This window comes from Arthrobacter globiformis (assembly GCF_030818015.1).
Classification (GTDB): Bacteria; Actinomycetota; Actinomycetes; order Actinomycetales; family Micrococcaceae; genus Arthrobacter; species Arthrobacter globiformis_C.
Genome location: NZ_JAUSZX010000001.1, coordinates 3711181 through 3731386 on the forward strand (window position 1 = coordinate 3711181; position 20206 = coordinate 3731386).

The window sequence follows — 20206 nt, forward strand, 5'->3', positions numbered from 1 at the left end:
TAGTGCTGGCGCTTCGGGCCGAATAATTGCCGGGGAAACGGCGTGCCGGGAACGCGGTCTGACGGCCGGTCGCGCGCGGGGGCGGCCCGGTCCCGCACAACCGGCCCGGAGCTGGCTTCCCGGTGCCTGGATCAGGCGTCCGAGAGGTGGGCGATGGTGGCGGCCGCGCGGCGCTGGGCTTCCTGCGGAACGTCCCGGACGATGTCGGCGAGGAAGGAGTAGCGGCGCAGCCACTGGCTGCCACGGCGTTCCGGCCGGGCGTTGGCGCGCTTCCACCAGTCGGCGATGTCTCCCCAGCCGGGCGCCGCGAGGGAACCGCCCACTTCCTGGACTGCCAGTGCGGCGCAGAGGTTGGCGAACCGAAGCCGGTCGCTGAGGGGCCACCCCGCCAGGCTCCCGACGATGAACGCGGCCCCGAAGCAGTCCCCGGCACCGGTCGGATCGAAGGCGGCCACCGGCAGGGAGGGCACCCATTCCTCCTCGCCGGTTTCCGAGTCCACTGCCACGGCCCCCTGCGCACCCAGTGTCACCACCGCCACCGGCACCCGCTCCGCCAGGGAGTACAGCGCCGCCCAGGGATCGTTCTTGCCGGTGAAGGCCATGGCCTCGCGCTGGTTGGGCATGAAGGCATGGAAGTACTGCAGGTTGGCAAGCCTTGCCTGGGCCCATTCGCCGGTGGGGTCCCAGCCGACGTCGCCGAAGAGTTTCACGCCCTCCTTGTGTGCCGCGAGCGCCCACGGCTCCAGCTCATGGCCGAGGTCCGCCACGGCAGCCAGCGCACGGGGCGGATTTCCGATCAGCTCGGAGGAGGTCACCGGTGCCGGGTGCCCGTGCGTGACCATGGAGCGGTCGTGGTCCACGCTGAGGGATACGGTCACCGGCGAGTGCCAGCCATCGATCCGTCTGGAGAGTGAGAGGTCCACGTGCTCCTGCCGGTCCAGGACTTTCCAGTTGTAGTCGCCGTAGCCGTCGTCGCCGAAGGCCGCAGCCAGCCCGGTTCGCAAGCCGAGGCGGGCGGCCGCGATGGCCTGGTTGGCCACGCCTCCCGGGCAGCTGCCCATCCCCTCGCTCCAGATTTCCGTTCCGGGCTCGGGCGCGTGCGGCAGCCCGGTGAAGATGATGTCCTGAAAGACGGTCCCGGCCAGCAGCAGGTCGAACTCTCCGGCCGACTGGGTACGGACGGCCGAGAGCGGGTCGAAACGGCGTGCGTTATTCGCCTCCATGTTCGGCACATTACGCTGTGTACCTTGGCGTTGAAACCCCGCGATGTGGGGGCCGGACGCGTCCAGCTGGCTGCGGCGCCGGAGTTCAGGCTGCGTTATTGGCTGTTGCGCATAGACTCCTTCCATGCGGCTCATGATCGCCGGCGGCGGCGGATTCCGGGTTCCCCTCGTATACCGTGCCCTGTGTTCCGGGCCCTATTCCGGCCTGGTGAGCGAAGTGGTGCTGTTCGACATCGACCGCGGCCGCCTGGCCGCCATCGAGGCCGTGCTACGGTCCATGTCTTCTGAGGTGAGCGGCGCGGCTGACGGAAGTTCCGCCGTCGGACGTTCCTCCGGGCGTCCACCCGTGGTGACATCCACGACGTCGCTCGCGCAGGCCCTCGACGGGACCGAGATGGTGTTCGCCGCCATCCGCCCGGGCGGAACGGCCGGCCGGGTTGCCGACGAACGGGTGGCCCAGGACCTCGGGCTGCTGGGCCAGGAAACCACCGGCGCGGGCGGCATCTCCTATGCGTTGCGGTCCATCCCGGCGATGCTGGAACTGGCCGCGAACATTCAGGCGCACTGCCCGGACGCCTGGCTGATCAACTTCACCAATCCGGCGGGGATGGTCACCCAGGCGCTGGTTCCGATACTGGGCCGGAAGGTGATCGGCATCTGTGATTCCGCGAGTGCCCTGGTGCACCGCGCCGCGCGCGCGGCCGGGGTGCAGCTGCCGGCGGGAAAGCTCGACGGCGTGGGCTACTACGGGCTGAACCATCTCGGCTGGCTGTACCGGCTGGAGAGCGGCGGCCGGGATGTCCTTCCCGGCCTGCTGGCCGACCGTGAAGCTCTGGCAAGCTTCGAGGAGGGCAGGCTGTTCCCGCAGCCTTTCCTGCGCGATCTGGGGCTGCTGCCGAACGAGTACCTGTTCTACTACTACGAGGCGGCGCGCGCGACGGCGGGCATGCGGGCCATGGCCAGGACGCGCGGTGAGTCGATCCATGGCCAGCAGGCGGAGCTGTATCCGCGGCTGGCCACCGCCGGCGCCGAAGCGCACGGCTTGTGGGAGGCCGCCCGGCTGTCGCGCGAGGAGGGTTATCTGGCCGAAGCTAGGACCGCCGGCGAGGCGCGGAACCCCGAGGATCTTGCCGGCGGCGGTTATGAGCAGGTGGCCCTGGCCGTGATGCGGGCGCTGGCCGGGGGTACCGGCGCGGACGGGGTGGGGGCTGCTACCGAGCTGATCCTCAATACACCGAACTCCACTGGACATTCCTTCGCCAGGGCGGGCGGCTCCGATGCCGCAATTCCCGGGCTGCCGCCGGACGCCGTCGTCGAAGTTCCCTGCGCGGTCACGCCGGCAGGAGCCGTGCCGATCCCGCAGGACAGCCCCGCCGAACCGCAGCTCGGCCTTCTGCAGCAGGTCAAGAAAGTGGAACTGCTCACCGTCCGTGCGGCCTCTGCCGGCGACCGCGATGCGGCGCTGGAAGCGTTCGCCGAGCACCCGCTGGTCGGCTCGGCTGAGCTCGCTAACGCGTTGCTCACCGGCTACGAAGGCGCGTTTCCGGAGCTGGCCGGGTTGTGGCACCGGTGACAGGGCACGCCGGGGCGCAGTCGAAACGGTTTTAACCTGTGCATGCTAAATACCCTGGCCGGCTTTTCCCCGGCAGTACCGGGGTGGCACTCCCCGGCCGGTAGGCTTCGGGCCCGGGAAGACCGGGTGCCAGAAACCTTCTTCAGCGACGCCGCCAGGAAAGCGGCGGCCGAGATACAGAAATCCCTGGCCTCCCGCGAGACGCCGGCGCCCTTGGCGAAGCTCTCACAAACATCGCCGACACCCTGCGGACGGGCATCATCCCCGCCGACCTCCGTTCCTCCCTCTACAAGGCGGCTGCGCTGATCCCCGGCGTCACCATGGTGGACCGCCAGGCCACCGTTGACGGCAAGACCGGTACCGCCATCGGCATAATTGCACCCGACCCCGGAAGCAGAACGGACATCATTATCGATCCGGCCACCGGTCTCATGATCGGAGAACGCGACGTCCTGCTCAAAGCCTCACTTGGTTTCCCGGCGGGAACAGCGATTTCGTGGACCTCCGTCAGCACAACGGTGGTCAACGCGGCGCCCTGACGGTTCCAGGACGTTCGAAGACGCGGGCGCATCTGCCGGGGAACAACCCGGCAGATGCGCCCCACTTCAGCGTCCGGTACATGAGCCGAACGGCGCCGTTCTGTGGACGGTTGAGGAGTAGTGTTTTATCCGATGCAGTTCCAGCAGTTCAAGCAGTTCAAGCAGTCCGGAGAGGAGGGAGGGCCGTGTCTGTGATCAAGCGTGTGGCGTTCCTGTCACTGCACACCTCCCCGATGGAGCAGCCCGGTTCCGGGGACGCCGGCGGTATGAACGTCTACATCCGCGGCCTTGCCTCCGCCCTGGCCGAAACCGGCGTCGAAGTGGAGATCTTCACCCGCTCCACCGCCGCCGGGCAGCCCGCCGTCGAACACCCCGACCCCGGCGTCTGCGTCCACAACGTCCTGGCCGGCCCGCCCCGCAAACTCCCCAAGGAAGAACTCCCCGAACTGCTGCACAGCATGGTCGCTGAAATCGAGCGCGTCCGGGGCCAACAGCCCCACGGCCGCTACGACCTCATCCACTCCCACTACTGGGTCTCCGGCGTCGCCGGCCTCGAACTTTCCCGACTGTGGAACGTCCCCCTGGTGCACACCATGCACACCATGGCCAAAGTCAAGAATCTCCTCCTGCACTCCGGCGAACAACCCGAACCCCGACGCCGCGAAGACGGCGAACATCACATCGTCGACGGCGCCACCCGCCTGATCGCCAACACCACCGCCGAAGCCGCCGAACTCGTCTCCCACTACGGCGCCGACTTCGACCACATCGACGTCGCACCCCCCGGCGTGAACCTTTCGGTCTTCACCCCGGCATTCCGCACCCAATCCCGGACCGCCCACGGCATCGCCCCCGGCACTTTCCACCTGCTCTTCGCCGGCCGGATCCAACGCCTCAAAGGCCCGCAGATCCTGCTCAAGGCCGCCGCCCTGCTGCGCCGGCGCCGCCCCGACATCGAGCTCAAGCTCACCATCCTCGGCGCGCTCAGCGGCGCCAAGGACTTCAACCTCAAAACCCTCGTCAGTGCCGCCGGACTGGACGACGTCGTCACCCACCACCCGCCCGTCAGCGCACCCGAACTTGCCGGCTGGTTCCGGGCCGCCGACGTCGTCGTCATGCCCTCCTACAGCGAATCCTTCGGACTGGTGGCCCTCGAGGCCCAGGCCTGCGGCACCCCCGTCCTCGCCACCCGGGTCGGCGGACTCACCCGCGCAGTCAGCCACGGCCGCACCGGCCTGCTCGTGGACGGTCACCATGCCGCCGACTGGGCCGATGCCCTCGAAGCCCTCCATGACGACCCCACCACCCGCCACAACATGGGCACCGCCGCCGCCATCCACGCAGCAAACTCCGGCTGGCAACGCACCGCCGCCATCACCCTCGACAGCTACCACGCGGCCGTCGACGAATATGCCTCCAGCCACCCCATGGCCACCGTTTACGGGTCTCGGCTCACCGGCTAAACCCTTCCGGAAAGGACAACGATGTCTGACAGCACTCCCCTGAGCGGTACCGGCCAGAGCAGCACTCCCCTGAGCGACCTGGACATTGCCCGCAGGGCAGTGCTGCGGCCGATCGAGGAAATCGCCGCATCCGCGGGCATCGATGCCGGGGCAGTGGAGCTCTATGGCCGCTACAAGGCCAAGATTGACCCCGCGAAGCTGTCAGCCCCTGCGCCGGCCGGAAAAGTGGTTCTGGTTTCGGCGATGTCGCCCACGCCCGCCGGAGAAGGAAAATCAACCACCACGGTGGGACTGGCGGATTCGCTGGCGCGGGCGGGCCACAAGGTGATGGTCGCGCTGCGGGAGCCCTCGCTGGGCCCCATCCTCGGCATGAAGGGCGGGGCCACGGGCGGCGGGCTGTCCCAGGTTCTGCCGATGGACGAGATCAACCTGCATTTCACCGGCGACTTCCATGCCGTCACGTCGGCCAACAATGCCCTCATGGCCCTCGTGGACAACCACATCTACCAGGGCAACGAACTGAACATCGACCCGCGCCGCATGACGTTCAAGCGGGTCCTGGACATGAACGACCGTTCCCTTCGCGAGGTGGTCATTGGACTCGGCGGCCCCACCCAGGGGGTCCCGCGCCAGGACGGCTTCGACATCACGGTCGCATCCGAAATCATGGCGGTGTTCTGCCTTGCCACCGACGTCGCCGACCTGCGGGACAGGCTGGGCAGGATCACTTTCGGCTACACCTACGACCGGGCGCCGGTTACCGTTGCTGGCCTCGGCGTGCAGGGCGCGCTGACGCTGCTGCTGAAGGACGCAATCAAGCCGAACCTCGTCCAGACCATCGCCGGTACCCCGGCACTGGTCCATGGCGGCCCGTTCGCGAACATTGCCCACGGGTGCAACTCGCTGATCGCCACGCAGACCGCCCGGCGGCTGGCCGACATCGTGGTGACGGAGGCGGGATTCGGGGCCGACCTCGGCGCGGAAAAGTTCATGGACATCAAGGCGCGGATCGCTGACGTGGCGCCGTCCGCCGTCGTGGTGGTGGCCACCGTTCGCGCACTCAAAATGCAAGGCGGCGTTCCGAAGGACCGGCTGAACGAGCCGAACGTGGAGGCTGTGGCGGCGGGTGTGGTGAACCTGCGCCGCCATGTCCGGAATGTGGAGCGGTTCGGCGTAACACCGGTGGTGGCGATCAACAAGTTCCCTGGCGATACCCAGGAGGAGCTCGACTGGCTGCTCGGCTGGTGCGCCGGCGAGGGCATCCAGGCATCCGTGGCGGACATCTGGGGACGGGGCGGGGGCGGCGACGGCGGCGATGAGCTGGCTGCCAAGGTCGCCGCCGTGGTGAACGGGCCGTCGTCGTTCCGGCACCTCTACCCGCTGGACATGTCCGTGGAGGACAAGATCCGCACCATCGTCCAGGAAATCTATGGCGCGGACGGGGTGGACTTTTCGGTGCCTGCACTGCGCCGGCTGGCGGACATTGAGAAGAACGGTTGGTCCGGGCTGCCCGTCTGCATGGCGAAAACCCAGTACTCGTTCACGGACGACGCGTCGCGGCTGGGGGCGCCCAAGGGCTTCACCATCCATGTGCGCGACCTCATCCCCAAGACCGGCGCTGGCTTCATCGTGGCCCTGACCGGAGCGGTGATGACCATGCCCGGCCTTCCGGCCGTTCCTGCGGCAATGCGGATGGACGTGGACGACGACGGCAACCCGGTCGGCCTCTCCTAGATCCCTCCTCACCTCCCATCGCTTCAACCCAAACCCCTCCTCACCTCCCGCCGCTTCCACCCAGACCCCTCCTCACCTCCCGCCGCTTCCACCCAAACCCCTCCTCACCTCCCGCCGCTTCAACCCCAACCCTTCCTCACCTCCCGCCGCTTCCACCCAAACCCCTCCTCAGACGGCATCGGCAAATCCGGACGCTTGAGGATGGTCCACCTGGCTCGTTCGCATCGCACGCTTGATCAGGCGGATGGCCCGCTCGAAGTGGTCAGCCAGGTCCTCCTTGCCGAACACAACAACGGTCCACCCAGCAGCCTCGAATGCTTTGTCACGCCGCCTGTCGCTGAAGATTTGGGGCTCGAGAAGGTGATGCCCGCCGTCGTACTGTATGGCCAGCCGCCGACGCCTGTAGCCGAGATCGGCAGTCGGCCCGACGGCCTTGTCCTCTCGCAGTGGCACCTGCAGTTGAGGCTCCGGAAGGCCTGCGTCCTCCATCGCGAGGCGGAGTAGCGACTCGGGCGCAGAATCCGCTCCGACGCGCATCCGTTCGAGCGCGGCGCGCGCCCGAACCACACCCTGAAGATTCGGATGGCGGGCGACCAGGGAACGCAGTCCATCAAGCGTGTCGAACGGCTCGGTGCGGTCTTCGAATTCCGCTCTGGGAACGCGGATCAGTTCATCGCCCATGCAGACCAGTTCGCTCTCCGACAGCCGTCTTGCCATATCGAGCCAGGTCCGGGACCTGCTGCTTATTCGAATCCCGTCGACGAATTCGATCTCGTCCTCGGATGCCAACACCGAGTGCCCGATCACGCCTCTCCGCCGCACCTCCGGCAGGGAATGGGGTTTGCTCAAATGGAACTCAGTCGAATCTGCCAGCCATGACGGCAGGATCTGGTTTCGAATCCGTGCCGCCGTGACATGGGAAATCCAGGCACCGGGCGTTGCCGCAGACAGTGCCCGTGCCGCGGCCTCGAGCTCGAAACTCCAGCCAGTCGGGCGGTACAGTTCACGACTTACATGCGCGACGTCGGCCCGTCGCAGTCTGTTGGGTGGAACTCCGGACGCTTTCGCGGATCCCAGCGTGAAGGGGGCAGATACCAGACTGACAGGAAGATCGGTACGTCGTTGCATATGGCATTGTTGCTCGAAACTGACCCGGCTGGCAGAAGTTATCCACAGGTGGTGAAGCGTTCGGGTTCGGGCGACGAAACCTGACGAAGCGTTCGGGTTCAGACGGCGAAAGGTGAGGGAGGGTTTGGCGGTGCGGGTTTTACTGCGGGCCTGCCACGGCCCCTGCTGAAGATGCAGCGGCCGCGGGCTGGTCGACCCGGCGCCCCGCGTGCTGGATTCGCCGGCCCTCACCGCGCCGCAGGGATATGAAGACGACGGCCACGCTGAGCGCCACCAGAGCGGCAATGTACAGGGCCGTCGGCAGATCCTCGGCCAGCAGGCGGGGAATCGCACGGCCCGGCACCGAGACGGCGAAGCCGAACGCCACAGCGATGCCGATATAGCTCCCGATCATGTTCCCCCGGTGCGCGGGGATGTTCCGGCGCACCGCGCTGATGAGCCCGAGCGTGACGGTCACGATCGTGAACGCCGAGAGCCCGTGAAGCCAGCTGAAATGTCCGTCACTGACGATCCAGAAGCTGCTGAAACAGACGTAGTACATGGCCGCGACCCACAGGTGTCCCATGGTGCGGTGGATGCGGTCACGGCTGCGCCGAAGGATCTGGACCGGTCCGATGGCAATGACAAAGAGGGCGGCAATGACGTGGCTGGCAAGCAGTACATTCCAAGGCTCCATGCACCTAGGATAGGAGCACTATCCAGCCGTGTACATCAGGATAGCCAGCCCGGCAGCAGCTATCCAAAGGGCTACCATCCGCCGAGGAACGGAGCGGGCATGCAGCTGAAGGAACTCAGCGAGCGGACGGGAGTCTCCCCCGCCAGCATCAAGTTCTACCTCCGCGAAGGGCTGCTGCCCGCGGGCCGTTCTATTCACGCCACCCGGGCGGAGTATTCAGAACATCACGTGAGCCGGCTGGAACTGATCCAGGCCCTGCGGCGTGTGGTCGGACTGAATATCGCCCAGATCGGCACCCTGCTCAGAATGGCCGACGGCGGCGCACCCCGCCTTGAGCTTTTGGCCGCGATCCAGCGCACGGTGCTGGGCCTCGACGAGGTGAGCACGGAGCACGGCGACCTGCGCACACCGGCGGGTGACGCCGTCGTGCGTTTCCGGAACTGGCCGGACGTCCCGAGCGACGCCAGGAACGCCCTCAATGCCCAACTGGTCCTGATGGAAAGCCTCGGCGTGCCTGTCACAGCGGAGCTGCTCGACGCCTACAGTCAGGCGGTGGATGCCATTGCCGCAGTGAATATTTCGGCCACAACCGCGCCGGAAGACGTCAACGATCTGATCATGACGGCGGCCGTCGGGATGCATCTGCACGGCCAGCTGGTCCTGAAGCTGCTCGCCCTCGCGCAGGCGAGCCATGCGATTCGGCGCTATGAAGAGCACGCTTAAACAGCGATGCTCCCCCACCAGAAGGTGAGGAAGCATCGCGTTAAAACCCGCAAGACGTGAGGAAGCATCGCCTCAAAACCTGCAAGAGGTGAGGAAGCGTCCGGGGTTAGCGGTCGAGGTCGCCGCGGATGAAGGCCTCAACCTTTTCGCGGGCGAGGTCGTCGTTGAACTGCTCCGGTGGGGACTTCATGAAGTAGCTGGAAGCGGAGAGCAGCGGGCCACCGATGCCGCGGTCCAGGCCGATCTTGGCTGCGCGGATGGCATCGATGATCACGCCTGCCGAGTTGGGTGAGTCCCAGACCTCCAGCTTGTACTCGAGCGACACCGGGGCGTCGCCGAAGTTGCGGCCTTCGAGACGGACAAAAGCCCACTTGCGGTCATCCAGCCACTGCACGTAGTCGGACGGGCCGATGTGGACGTCCTTCGCGGCCAGCTCGGCCTCGACGTTGGACGTCACGGCCTGGGTCTTGGAGATCTTCTTCGACTCGAGGCGGTCGCGCTCCAGCATGTTCTTGAAGTCCATGTTGCCGCCGACGTTCAGCTGGTAGGTGCGGTCCAGCGTGACGCCGCGGTCTTCGAACAGCTTCGCCATGACGCGGTGCGTGATGGTGGCACCGATCTGGCTCTTGATGTCGTCGCCCACGATCGGCACGCCGGCGGCGGTGAATTTGTCCGCCCACTCCTTCGTGCCGGCAATGAACACCGGCAGCGCGTTCACGAACGCCACACCTGCGTCGATCGCGGCCTGGGCGTAGAACTCGGCGGCTTCCTGCGACCCAACGGGCAGGTAGCAGACCATGACGTCAACCTTGGCGTCCTTGAGGGCCTGGACAACGTCGACCGGCTCTGCAGGGGACTGCTCGATGGTCTCAAGGTAGTACTTGCCGAGGCCGTCCAGGGTGTGGCCGCGCTGGACCGTAACACCGGTGGGCGGGACGTCGGCGATCTTGATGGTGTTGTTTTCGCTGGCCAGGATCGCATCGGCCAGGTCGACGCCGACCTTCTTGCCGTCCACGTCGAACGCGGCAACGAACTGGACGTCGTTGACGTGGTAGTTGCCGAACTCAACGTGCATCAGACCCGGAATCGTGGCCTGGGGGTCGGCATCCCGGTAGTAATGGACACCCTGAACCAGCGAAGCGGCACAGTTGCCCACGCCGACGATAGCTACACGAATCGGATTTGAAGACACGGAACTCCTTTGAGAACAAACTTCATGTGCCCTGCGCGTCAGTACCTTGCTGTACGACGGCGTCTGACGGGCACCGCGCCACGCGGCGCACTTACCAGTCTAACCAAACGCCGCCGGGGCCGGCTTTGTTCCCGCCGTCCCCGGCCGCTTGATTACGTCTCATTTTTGGAGCGGGGGTTCAGACCCGCTGCGCCCAGAGGTTGATGTCGGATTCGACGGCGAACTCGTCGATCGCCGTCAGTTCCTCGCCGCTGAACTCAAGGTTGTTGATGGCGGCCAGGGTGTCCTCGAGCTGCCTGACGCTGGACGCCCCGACGAGCGCCGAGGTCACCGGGGAGCCCTTGGGCTGGTCGCGCAGGATCCAGGCGATGGCCATCTGCGCCAGCGACTGTCCGCGGCCGGCGGCGATCGCGTTCAGCCCCCGGACCCTGTCCAGTTTGTCCTCGGTCAGGGCCGATTCGGACAGGAACCTCGCCTTGGCGGCCCGGGAGTCGGCCGGGACGCCGTTGAGGTAGCGGTCCGTCAGCATGCCCTGGGCCAGCGGGGAGAACGCGATAGAGCCGGCGCCCACCTGGTCCAGCGCCTCGTAGAGGTTCGGCGCGCCGTTCTCGGTCCAGCGGTTCAGCATGGAATAGCTGGGCTGGTGGATGAGCAGCGGTGTGCCGAGTTCCTTCAGGATGCGGGCGGCCTCGAGCGTCTGCTCCGGCGTGTAGGAGGAGATGCCCGCGTACAGGGCCTTGCCCGAGCGGACGGCGTAGTCCAGCGCGCCCATGGTCTCCTCCATGGGCGTCTCCGGGTCCGGGCGGTGGCTGTAGAAGATGTCCACGTAGTCCAGGCCCATCCGCTGCAGCGACTGGTCCAGGCTGGAAATCAGGTACTTCCGGGAGCCCCATTCGCCGTACGGGCCGGGCCACATGTAATAGCCGGCCTTGGTGGAGATGACCAGCTCGTCGCGGTAGGGCTTGAAGTCGTCCTGCAGGTGCCGGCCGAAGTTGGTCTCCGCGGACCCGTCCGGCGGGCCGTAGTTGTTGGCGAGGTCGAAATGGTTGACGCCGAGGTCGAAGGCACGGCGCAGGATGGCGCGCTGTTCATCGAAGCGCTTGTCGTCGCCGAAGTTGTGCCACAGGCCCAGCGAGATGGCCGGCAGTTTGAGGCCGCTGCGTCCGACGCGGCGGTACGGCATGGTGTCATAGCGGGTGTCCGAGGCCACATGAGTCATACGTTCCATCCTGCCAGCCGCACCAAGGCTGCGGGGCTGGCGTCCACCATCCGGTCATCGGCGGTGGACGCCGCCCCAGGGCAGTCCACTCAGTCGCTGACGACGGCGGCGCTCAGCGGCCCAAGCTCCGCACGCTCACCTTCCAGCCGGATGGCGTCGTCGGTGGCCAGCAGCAGGGCCGTCCCCGCACCCTCAAGGCTCACCGGCTGCTCCGAGAAGTTGAGCAGCACCTGCACGCCGCCGCGCCTGAACCGCAGCCAGCGGGCCTCCTCGTCGAACTCGACCTGCGTGTCCTCAAAACCCAGCTTGGTGAGGTCCGGCGTGGAGCGGCGCAGGGCGGTGAGCGAACGGTACAGCTCCAGCAGCCGGGCGTGATTGCCTTCGGCGGCTTCCGCCCAGTCCAGCTTGGACCTTCGGAACGTCTCGGGATCCTGGGGATCGGGCACGACGGCGGGGTCCCACCCCATGCGCTCGAACTCCTTGATCCGGCCCTCCGCGGTGGCCTTGCCCAGTTCCGGCTCCGGATGGGAGGTGAAGAACTGCCACGGCGTGGTGGCCCCGTATTCCTCCCCCATGAACAGCATGGGCGTGAAGGGTCCCGTCAGGGTCAGCACGGCGGCGAGCGCCAGGCTCCCGTAAGGCAGTGTCTGCGAAAGCCGGTCCCCCGTGGCGCGGTTGCCGATCTGGTCATGGTTCTGCGAGCAGACCACCAGGGCGGCCGGGTGGACGGCGCTGGAATTGATCGGCCTGCCGTGATGGCGTTCCCGGAAGCTGGAGTAGCTGCCGTCGTGGAAGAAGCCGTCCCGGAGCACCTTGGCCAGGGCCGCGAGCGAGTCGAAGTCACCGTAGTAGCCTGTGGTTTCGCCGGTGACGTTGACGTGGACGGCGTGGTGGAAGTCGTCGCTCCACTGCCCTTCCAGCCCGTACCCGTTGATCTCCCGCGGATACAGCAGCCGCGGGTTGTTGAGGTCGGATTCGGCAATGAGCGTCAGCGGCCGTCCCACCTCTGCGGAGATCTGGCTGGCCAGCGCCCCGAAGTCCTCCAGGATGTGCACCGCCCGCTCGTCCTTCAGGGCGTGGACGGCGTCCAGCCGCAAACCGTCAACACGGTAGTCGCGCAGCCACATGGCCAGGTTGTCCAGGATGAACCGGCGCACATGGTCGGAGCCGGGCCCGTCCAGGTTCACGGAGTCACCCCACGTGTTGCCCTCGCCCTGCTTGAGGTAGGGCCCGAACCGCGGCAGGTAGTTCCCGCTGGGGCCGAGGTGGTTGTAGACCACGTCCTGGATCACGCCGAGTCCTGCCGCGTGGGCTGCGTCCACGAACCGCTGGTACGCTTCCGGGCCGCCGTACGCCTCGTGGACGGCGAACCACTGCACGCCGTCGTAGCCCCAGTTGTGCGTGCCGTTGAACGCGTTCACGGGCAGCAGTTCGATGAAGTCCACGCCCAGGCCGGCCAGGTAGTCCAGCTTGCCGGCGGCCGCATCGAGCGTCCCCTCGGGCGTGAACGTTCCCAGGTGGAGCTCGTAGATGACCGCCCCCTGCAGTTCCCTGCCCTGCCAGCCGTCCTCCTGCCAGGTGTGGGCGGACGGGTCGAACGTGCGGGACAGTGAGTGGACGCCGTCGGGCTGGCGCCGGGTGCGCGGATCCGGAAGCGGAGTTTCGTCGCCGTCCAGGAGATACCCATAGTCCACGTCGCCGTTGGCCGGTGCCTCCGGTGCTGTCCACCAGCCCTCGTTCTCGGGTCCGGTGCCGGGCCGGCGCTGCATGGCGTAGCGCTCCCCGCCCGCCAGCAGTGCCACGGATTTAGCCAGGGGTGCCCAGACGTCGAAGCGCTGCGGGCCCTGCACGGGTTTCGCTGCTTCACGGGGATAGGTTGCCTGGCCTGCGTGCGTCATGGCTTTTCTCCTGTCTCGGGTACCAGCAACGCGACGGGGAAGGTCCGGAAGATATCAGCGATCTTCACAGCCCCCGGTCCGAAGCCGGCACCGGTCAGTTCGTCCTTCATGGCGGTAACAAGGTCGACGGCGGTGTCCCGCCACCCGCCCGACTGCTCCAGTCCGTAGGGCAGCCGGGTGGCGAGGGTCAACGCACCCGGCGTTGCCGGGGTGCCGCGGTCGAAACCCAGCAGGTGCCCCGCGGCCGGGCCGCTGGCATTGACCGGGCGGTAGCCGGTGAACAGCTCGGGCCGGTCCCGGCGCAGCCGCAGCGCGCGCGAGGTCACCAGCAGCTTGGCGGCCTGGTCCGTAAATGACGGGGGCAGGTGGCCGGAATCGAGCTGCTCCAGCGCCGCGCGCCGGTCGTCGAAGCTGAAGGGGCGGCGGTTGTCCGGGTCCGTCAGCGACCGGTCCCAGAACTCCGTGCCCTGGTACACGTCCGGGACGCCAGGCATGGTCAGCTGCACGAGCTTGGCCGCCAAGGAGTTGGACGCACCATGCGGCTCCAGGAGTTCCACGAGCGCCTCAACTTCAGTCCGCACCGCGGGGTTGTCGAACGCGGCGTCGACGGCGGCGGCCAGCTTCTCCTCGAACGCCGGATCGGGGTCGGTCCAGTTGGTCGAGTTCCCGGCTTCGCGCGCGGCCTTCAGAGCGTAGTACTGCAGGCGTTCCCGGCTGGCGGGCCAGGCGCCGGCGATGGCCTGCCACAGCAGGGCTGACAGCGGGCCGTCCGGCAGCGGGGCCAGTTCGCGCAGCCGGTTCAGGGCTCTCTCCCATTCGCCGGCAACCTCGGAGATGACAGAGATGCGCGCACGGGTGTCCTCGCTGCGTTTGGTGTCGTGCGTGCTGAGCGTCGTCATGGACAGCGGAAGCTCGGTCTGCCGGCGGGCCATCCGGGCATGGAACTCGTCCGGCTCCAGGGAGAACTCGGTGGGGTCGGCACCCACCTCCGTGAGGGTGCCGAGCCGGTTGTAACGGAAGAACGCGGTGTCCTCCACGCCCTTGGCCATGACCATTCCCGAGGTCTGCTGGAAGCGCCGGGCAAGCTCCAGGTCCGTGTCCAGCAGCAGCGGCTGCAAAGCCTGGATGGCCTGGTCGAGTTCCGGCCGCCTGCGCGCGGCAAGCTCGCAGGCTTCCTTCAGGACCTCCGCGCCCTCCGGCAGGTACGTGCGGTAGACCGGGAAGGCAGCGATGATCTCAGCGATGGCGTCGGCCGTGGCATCAGCGGGGAGCCCGGCGTCGCCCGGAACCAGCCGGGCCAGCCGCAGGATCTCCGAGTGGAGGATGCCGTCGGTGATCCGGCGCTTGGTTCCGCGGATCATGTCCTCGTAGTCGGCAGGCTCCCCGCCGCGCAGCGAGGCGTCCAGCCGGTCCAGCGGTTCCTGGCCGCGCGGATCCACGAAAACCCGGTCGACGTCCGCGAGGGCGTCGTAGCCCGTGGTGCCCTCGCACTCGAAGCTGGCGGGCAGCTGCTCCCCCGGCTCGAGGATCTTTTCGATCAGCAGGTAGGCGCCGCCCGCGGCTTCCCGCAGCCGCTTCAGGTACCCCTCGGGGTCGGCCAGGCCGTCCGGGTGGTCGATCCGCAGCCCGTCCGCGAGCCCCTCGCGGAACCAGCGCACCACTTCCTCATGTGCTTCATTGAAGACGGCGGGGATCTCCACGCGGACGCCGGCGAGTGTGTTCACCGCGAAGAAGCGCCGGTAGTTCAGCTCGTTGTCCGCACGCCGCCAGCCCATGAGTTCGTAGTGCTGCCGGGCGTGGACGTCGCGCGGGGAGTCGCCCTCGGTGTAGCTGCCGTCGGCCAGCGGGAAGCGGTGGTCGTAGTACCGCAGCTCCCCGTCCTTGATTTCGAGCTGGTCCAGATCGTCGTCGCTGCCGAGGACCGGGAGCCGGATGCGTCCCCCGGCGAGGTCCCAGTCGACGTCGAACGCTTCCGCGTAGCGGGACTGGCGCCCTTCCTTGAGCAGCGACCACCACCAGGGGTTCTGCGCCGGCGTGGCCACGCCGACGTGGTTGGGCACGATGTCGATCAGCACGCCCATGCCGGCGGCTCGGGCCGCCTTGGAGACGGCCGCCAGACCCTCCGGGCCGCCCCGTTCAGGGTCGACGGCGGAGGGATCGGTGACGTCGTACCCGTGGTCCGACCCCTGTTCGGCAGTCAGGACCGGTGACAGGTAGACCCAGTCGACGCCGAGCGTGCGCAGGTACGGCACGGTTTCAGCCGCGTCGAACAGCGTGAACCCCTGCCTGATCTGCAGCCGGTACGTGGAGACGGGAGTTTTCACGCGCCCTCCCCTGCCGGCTTGCCCGACTTCGAGTTGCCGGCCCGCCGGCCCGCAGGCTTCCGCGCCGGTTTTTCCGCTGGCTGCTCCTCCGCGGCCTTCGCAGGTGCAGCCGGCTCAGCGGCAGGTTCAGCAGCAGGCTCCGCAACCGGCTCAGCGGCAGGCTCTGCAACCGGGTCGGCGGCAGGTTCAGCAGCAGGTTCAGCAGCCGGCGCCGCGGCCGGGTCCGCAGAAGGTTCAGCCGCAGATGCATCTGCCGGCTCTGCAGCAGGTTCAGCAGGCTTCCTTGTACTGGCCGGTTCGGGAACGGCGGGTGCGGTGAGCGCCGCGGTCTCAGCGGTGGCGGTCTGCGTCAGCGCCGCAAGCGAGGCAGCCACGGAATGATCGGGCTCCACCGTCGGTGCGCTGTGGGCTCGCAGCACCACCAGGGACTTGGCGGCGACGGACAGGATGGTTCCGGCGTCCGCGGGCTTGGAGTCGGCGCCTTCTCCGGCGGTGTCGATGATGACGTCCCAGGCCGGTGCGTACTCGTCCGGCGGCAGCGTGAACTCGACGTCGCCGTCGTGGGCGTTGAAGTACAGCAGGAAGTTCACATCCGTGATCCGGCGGCCACGGCTGTCATGGCCCTGGATGCCGTCGCCGTTGAGGAACATGCCCACGGAGCGGCCGAAGCCGCTGTCCCAGTCCTCCGGCTGCATGAGGTTGCCGTCGGGATCAAGCCAGACGATGTCCGGCAGCCGTTCGCCTTCGCCTCGCCGTACCGGCCTGCCGTCGAAGAAGCGGCTGCGCCGGAAGGTGGGGTGCTTGGCGCGCAGCGAGTTGACGGCTGCGGTGAATTCGATGAGCGGCTGGTCCACACTGTCCCAGTTGACCCAGGTCAGTTCGGAGTCCTGGCAGTACCCGTTGTTGTTGCCCTGCTGGGTGCGGCCGAGCTCGTCGCCGTGCAGGATCATGGGCACGCCCTGCGAGAGCAGCATGGTGGCGATGAAGTTGCGCTGCTGCCGCGCCCGGAGCCCCAGCACCTTGGGATCGTCCGAGGGGCCCTCTGCCCCGCAGTTCCAGGAGCGGTTGTGCGATTCGCCGTCCTTGTTGTCCTCGCCGTTGGCGTCGTTGTGCTTCTCGTTGTAGGACACCAGGTCCCGCAGCGTGAAGCCGTCGTGCGCGGTGACGAAGTTGATGGACGCCACCGGGCGGCGGCCGGAGTGCTCGTAGAGGTCCGCCGAGCCGGTGATGCGTGAGGCGAACTCGCCCAGCGTGGCAGGTTCGCCGCGCCAGAAGTCGCGCACGGTGTCGCGGTACTTGCCGTTCCATTCGGTCCACTGCGGCGGGAAGTTGCCCACCTGGTAGCCGCCGGGCCCGACGTCCCACGGCTCGGCGATGAGTTTGACCTGGGACACCACGGGATCCTGCTGGATGAGTTCGAAGAACGTGGAGAGCCGGTCGACGTCGTAAAATTCGCGGGCCAGCGCGGCGGCGAGGTCGAAGCGGAACCCGTCCACGTGCATTTCGGTGACCCAGTAGCGCAGCGAATCCATGAGCAGCTGCAGGGAGTGGGGCTGGCGGACGTTCAGGGTGTTGCCGGTGCCCGTGTAGTCCATGTAGTACTGCTTGTCGTCCTCCACCAGGCGGTAGTAGGCCTCGTTGTCGATGCCCTTGAAGCTCAGGGTGGGGCCGAGGTGGTTGCCTTCGGCGGTGTGGTTGTAGACGACGTCGAGGATGACCTCGATGCCTGCCCGGTGCAGCGAGCGGACCATCGCCTTGAAGTCCTGGACCTGCTGGCCGGTGTCGCCGGTGGAGCTGTAGGTGTTCTGCGGCGCGAAGAAGCCGATGGTGTTGTAGCCCCAGTAGTTGCTCAGGCCCTTCTCCTGCAAGATGCCGTCGTTGACGAACTGGTGCACGGGCATGAGCTCGATCGCGGTGACGCCCAGCTTCTGCAGGTGCGAGATCACGGCCGGGTGTGCCACGCCGGCGTACGTGCCGCGCTGCTCCTCGGGAATCTCCGGGTGCAGCTCGGTGAGTCCCCTGACGTGCGCCTCGTAGATGACCGACTTGTGGTACGGGATGCGCAGGTTCTGGTCGTTGTCCCAGTCGAAGAACGGGTTGATGACCACGCCCATCATCATGTGCGGCGCAGAGTCGGCGTCGTTCTTGGAAGAGGGGTCGCCCATGTTGTACGAGAAAAGGGCGGGATCCCAGTCGATCTGGCCGGAGACTGCCTTGGCGTAGGGGTCAAGGAGCAGCTTGTTGGCGTTGAAGCGCTGGCCCTTGGCGGGGTCGTAGGGTCCGTGCACGCGGTAGCCGTACTTCTGCCCGGGCTGAATCTGGGGCAGGTAGCAGTGCCACACATAACCGTCCACTTCGCGGAGCGTTACGCGGGTTTCGGTCCCCTCGTCGTCGAAGAGGCAGAGTTCCACCTTGTCTGCGTGCTCGCTGAACAATGCGAAGTTGGTTCCCGTGCCGTCAAATGTGGCTCCCAGCGGGTAAGCCGATCCGGGCCAGATTTCCATTCGTGCTCCTATACATCGTCCAACACTGCGTCCGGCAGGCTTCACGCACTACCTGCAGGTAACTTGGTCTTACCGTAGCGGGTGGGTGTGACTATTACGCGACCGACAGCTAATTACTAAGCGTGCTGACTTTACCCCATATTTCGGGCAGGGCGTCGCAAATCCGCCCCGCCGTCAGCGGTCCGCCGGCTGCAGCCGCCGCTCCCGCGAGGCCGTGCAGGCTCGCCCCCATGGCGGCAATGGCCGCCCAGCGTTCGTCCGGATCGATGCCCATCCCCCGGAAGCGTCCGACGTCGGACCCCACCTGGGCGAGCAGCGCACCAATGATTCCGGCCAGCACATCGCCGCTTCCGGCGGTGGCCAGCCAGGGCGTTCCCTCGGACTGGCTGTAGAAATCCTGGTACGGCGACGCCACCAGCGTGCTGGCGCCCTTCAGCAGCACTGTGGCCTCCGTCAGGCCGGCGGCGCGGCGCACGGCAGCGAGGGTGGAGGCGTCGACGGCCTCGCGGTCCAGGTCCGCGCCGAGTCGCTGCAGCAGGCTGGCCAGCTCGCCGGCGTGCGGAGTCAGCACCACCTGCGGGGCCAGCACGTCGGGCAGCACGGGCAGGGCGCCGGCGTCGGCAACGGTGGGCAGGCCGGAGTCGACCGCGTCCCGGACGCGCTGCATCTCGTCCTCGTCCGTGCCGTCCATCCCGGAACCGACCAGCCAGGCCTGGACGTGGGTCTCTGCCGCGGTGCCGGTGCTGCAGACAACCTCGGGGCAGCTGTGGCGGATGAGGTCGGCAACCTCCGGCGGCCCGACGTAGCGAACCATCCCCACGCCCGCGGAGAGCGCCCCGCGGCAGGCGAGCACGGCGGCGCCGGGGTAGGCCGGGGATCCGGCCACCACTCCGAGGACGCCCCGCGAATACTTATGGGATCGCCGCGCGGGGCGCGGGAGCAAGGCGGCCAGGTCGGAGGCCTCCAGGCGTCGCATGGCGGGCCAAGGGAGTGAGTCCTCAATGCCGATCGGGACCACTACCACCCGGCCGGCGAAATCCGCTCCCGGGTCCGCCAGCAGACCTGCCTTGGCCCCGCCGAACGTGACGGTGATGTCGGCGGGCAGCACCGGGCCGGCGGCCTCCCCGGTGTCCGCATCAACGCCGCTGGGCACGTCGCACGCCACCACGAGGCCGTGGGACCCTCCCGCCAGCCGCGACACGAGTTCCGCCGAGGCTCCCCGGAGTCCGCCCTGGGCGCCGGTTCCGAGCAGCGCGTCAATAACGACGTCGGCCCTGCCGGCCAGCGCTGCCAGCTCGCCGGCGTTAGCGTCAGTTAGCGTCAGCACCCGGCCACCGGCGCGCCGAAAGGCGGCCAGACCGTCCGGGTGAGCCGTGTCAGAGGCGAGGAACGCTGTCGTCCGCATTCCCCGTCCGGCGAGGTGCGCGGCAGCGAAGAGGCCGTCGCCGCCGTTGTTGCCCTTGCCGGCCAGGACGGCAACGCTGGAGCCGTACAGGCGGCGTCCGCGGCTGCGCAGCTCCGTGATGGCGGCGCCGGCCATGCCGCGGGCCGCCCGCTGCATGAGAACAGCGCCCATACCTGAATCCAGCAGGGGCTTTTCAGCCTCCCTGATCTGGGTTCCGGTATAGGCGCTGATCATTTGGTCAGTCCGTCCGGGGTCAGCCCTCGGCCAGGACCGTGGCCGTGGCGATGCCACCGTCGTGGCTCATGGACAGGTGCCACCGCTTGACGCCTTTGGCTTCGGCAACAGCGAGCACCGTTCCCTTGACCTGGATCGTGGGGCCGTTCTGGTCCAACCCGATCCAGCAGTCCTGCCAGTTCATGCCGGCCGGCGCGCCCAGGACCTTGGCCACGGCTTCCTTGGCGGCAAACCGCGCCGCCAGGGAGCGGGTGTTCAGTTCCCGTTCGGCCGGCACAAACAGCCGGTCCCGCAGCCCCGGAGTGCGCTCCAGCTGCCGCCCGAAGCGCTCGATGTCCACTACGTCCACGCCGATGCCAACAATCATGGGG

The 20206-nt window shown here is 67.6% G+C and carries 15 protein-coding genes; 5 read left to right on the forward strand and 10 right to left on the reverse strand.

What is annotated here, in order from left to right; genetic code table 11:
• Positions 1–131 precede the first annotated feature (131 nt).
• Positions 132–1223: a carbohydrate kinase family protein gene (locus QFZ23_RS17360; protein WP_306924792.1), complete on the reverse strand. Its 1092-nt coding sequence runs from the start codon at positions 1221–1223 to the stop codon at positions 132–134.
• 124 nt (positions 1224–1347) lie between these two features.
• Here QFZ23_RS17360 and QFZ23_RS17365 point away from each other — a divergent pair, with 124 nt between their 5' ends.
• From QFZ23_RS17365 to QFZ23_RS17380, 4 genes are all read left to right on the forward strand, one after another.
• On the forward strand, positions 1348–2796 hold the full coding sequence (locus QFZ23_RS17365) for a family 4 glycosyl hydrolase (protein WP_306924794.1): 1449 nt from the start codon (positions 1348–1350) through the stop codon (positions 2794–2796).
• Between the two features lie 320 nt (positions 2797–3116).
• Complete coding sequence (locus QFZ23_RS17370; RefSeq protein WP_306924796.1) at positions 3117–3335, forward strand: hypothetical protein; 219 nt, start codon at positions 3117–3119, stop codon at positions 3333–3335.
• A gap of 185 nt (positions 3336–3520) precedes the next feature.
• Positions 3521–4798, forward strand: coding sequence for a D-inositol-3-phosphate glycosyltransferase (gene mshA / locus QFZ23_RS17375; RefSeq protein WP_306924798.1), 1278 nt, complete (start codon positions 3521–3523; stop codon positions 4796–4798).
• 21 nt (positions 4799–4819) lie between these two features.
• Positions 4820–6532 carry a formate--tetrahydrofolate ligase gene (locus QFZ23_RS17380; protein ID WP_306924800.1) on the forward strand — a complete coding sequence of 571 codons (1713 nt, stop codon included), beginning with the start codon at positions 4820–4822 and terminating at the stop codon, positions 6530–6532.
• Between the two features lie 168 nt (positions 6533–6700).
• Here the strand turns inward: QFZ23_RS17380 and QFZ23_RS17385 are convergent, their stop codons facing one another.
• On the reverse strand, positions 6701–7660 hold the full coding sequence (locus QFZ23_RS17385; RefSeq protein WP_306924801.1) for an endonuclease domain-containing protein: 960 nt from the start codon (positions 7658–7660) through the stop codon (positions 6701–6703).
• Positions 7661–7799: 139 nt separating this feature from the next.
• Positions 7800–8336 carry a DUF2306 domain-containing protein gene (locus QFZ23_RS17390; RefSeq protein WP_306924803.1) on the reverse strand — a complete coding sequence of 179 codons (537 nt, stop codon included), beginning with the start codon at positions 8334–8336 and terminating at the stop codon, positions 7800–7802.
• Between the two features lie 99 nt (positions 8337–8435).
• Here QFZ23_RS17390 and QFZ23_RS17395 point away from each other — a divergent pair, with 99 nt between their 5' ends.
• Positions 8436–9059, forward strand: coding sequence for a MerR family transcriptional regulator (locus QFZ23_RS17395; RefSeq protein WP_306924805.1), 624 nt, complete (start codon positions 8436–8438; stop codon positions 9057–9059).
• A 106-nt stretch (positions 9060–9165) separates the two neighbouring features.
• Here the strand turns inward: QFZ23_RS17395 and QFZ23_RS17400 are convergent, their stop codons facing one another.
• The 7 genes from QFZ23_RS17400 to QFZ23_RS17430 form a co-directional block, all read right to left on the reverse strand.
• On the reverse strand, positions 9166–10251 hold the full coding sequence (locus QFZ23_RS17400) for an inositol-3-phosphate synthase (protein ID WP_306924807.1): 1086 nt from the start codon (positions 10249–10251) through the stop codon (positions 9166–9168).
• A 178-nt stretch (positions 10252–10429) separates the two neighbouring features.
• Positions 10430–11470: an L-glyceraldehyde 3-phosphate reductase gene (gene mgrA / locus QFZ23_RS17405; RefSeq protein ID WP_306926922.1), complete on the reverse strand. Its 1041-nt coding sequence runs from the start codon at positions 11468–11470 to the stop codon at positions 10430–10432.
• A gap of 89 nt (positions 11471–11559) precedes the next feature.
• Positions 11560–13368 carry a malto-oligosyltrehalose trehalohydrolase gene (gene treZ / locus QFZ23_RS17410; RefSeq protein ID WP_306924808.1) on the reverse strand — a complete coding sequence of 603 codons (1809 nt, stop codon included), beginning with the start codon at positions 13366–13368 and terminating at the stop codon, positions 11560–11562.
• Positions 13365–15692 carry a malto-oligosyltrehalose synthase gene (treY, locus tag QFZ23_RS17415; protein ID WP_306924810.1) on the reverse strand — a complete coding sequence of 776 codons (2328 nt, stop codon included), beginning with the start codon at positions 15690–15692 and terminating at the stop codon, positions 13365–13367. The genes treZ and treY overlap by 4 nt, the downstream gene beginning before the upstream one ends.
• Positions 15689–18196: a glycogen debranching protein GlgX gene (gene glgX, locus QFZ23_RS17420; protein ID WP_306924811.1), complete on the reverse strand. Its 2508-nt coding sequence runs from the start codon at positions 18194–18196 to the stop codon at positions 15689–15691. Before glgX ends, treY begins: the two co-directional genes overlap by 4 nt.
• A gap of 109 nt (positions 18197–18305) precedes the next feature.
• On the reverse strand, positions 18306–19835 hold the full coding sequence (locus QFZ23_RS17425) for an NAD(P)H-hydrate epimerase (RefSeq protein ID WP_306924813.1): 1530 nt from the start codon (positions 19833–19835) through the stop codon (positions 18306–18308).
• A 19-nt stretch (positions 19836–19854) separates the two neighbouring features.
• Positions 19855–20202: a holo-ACP synthase gene (locus QFZ23_RS17430; protein ID WP_018776647.1), complete on the reverse strand. Its 348-nt coding sequence runs from the start codon at positions 20200–20202 to the stop codon at positions 19855–19857.
• Between the last annotated feature and the right edge of the window lie 4 nt (positions 20203–20206).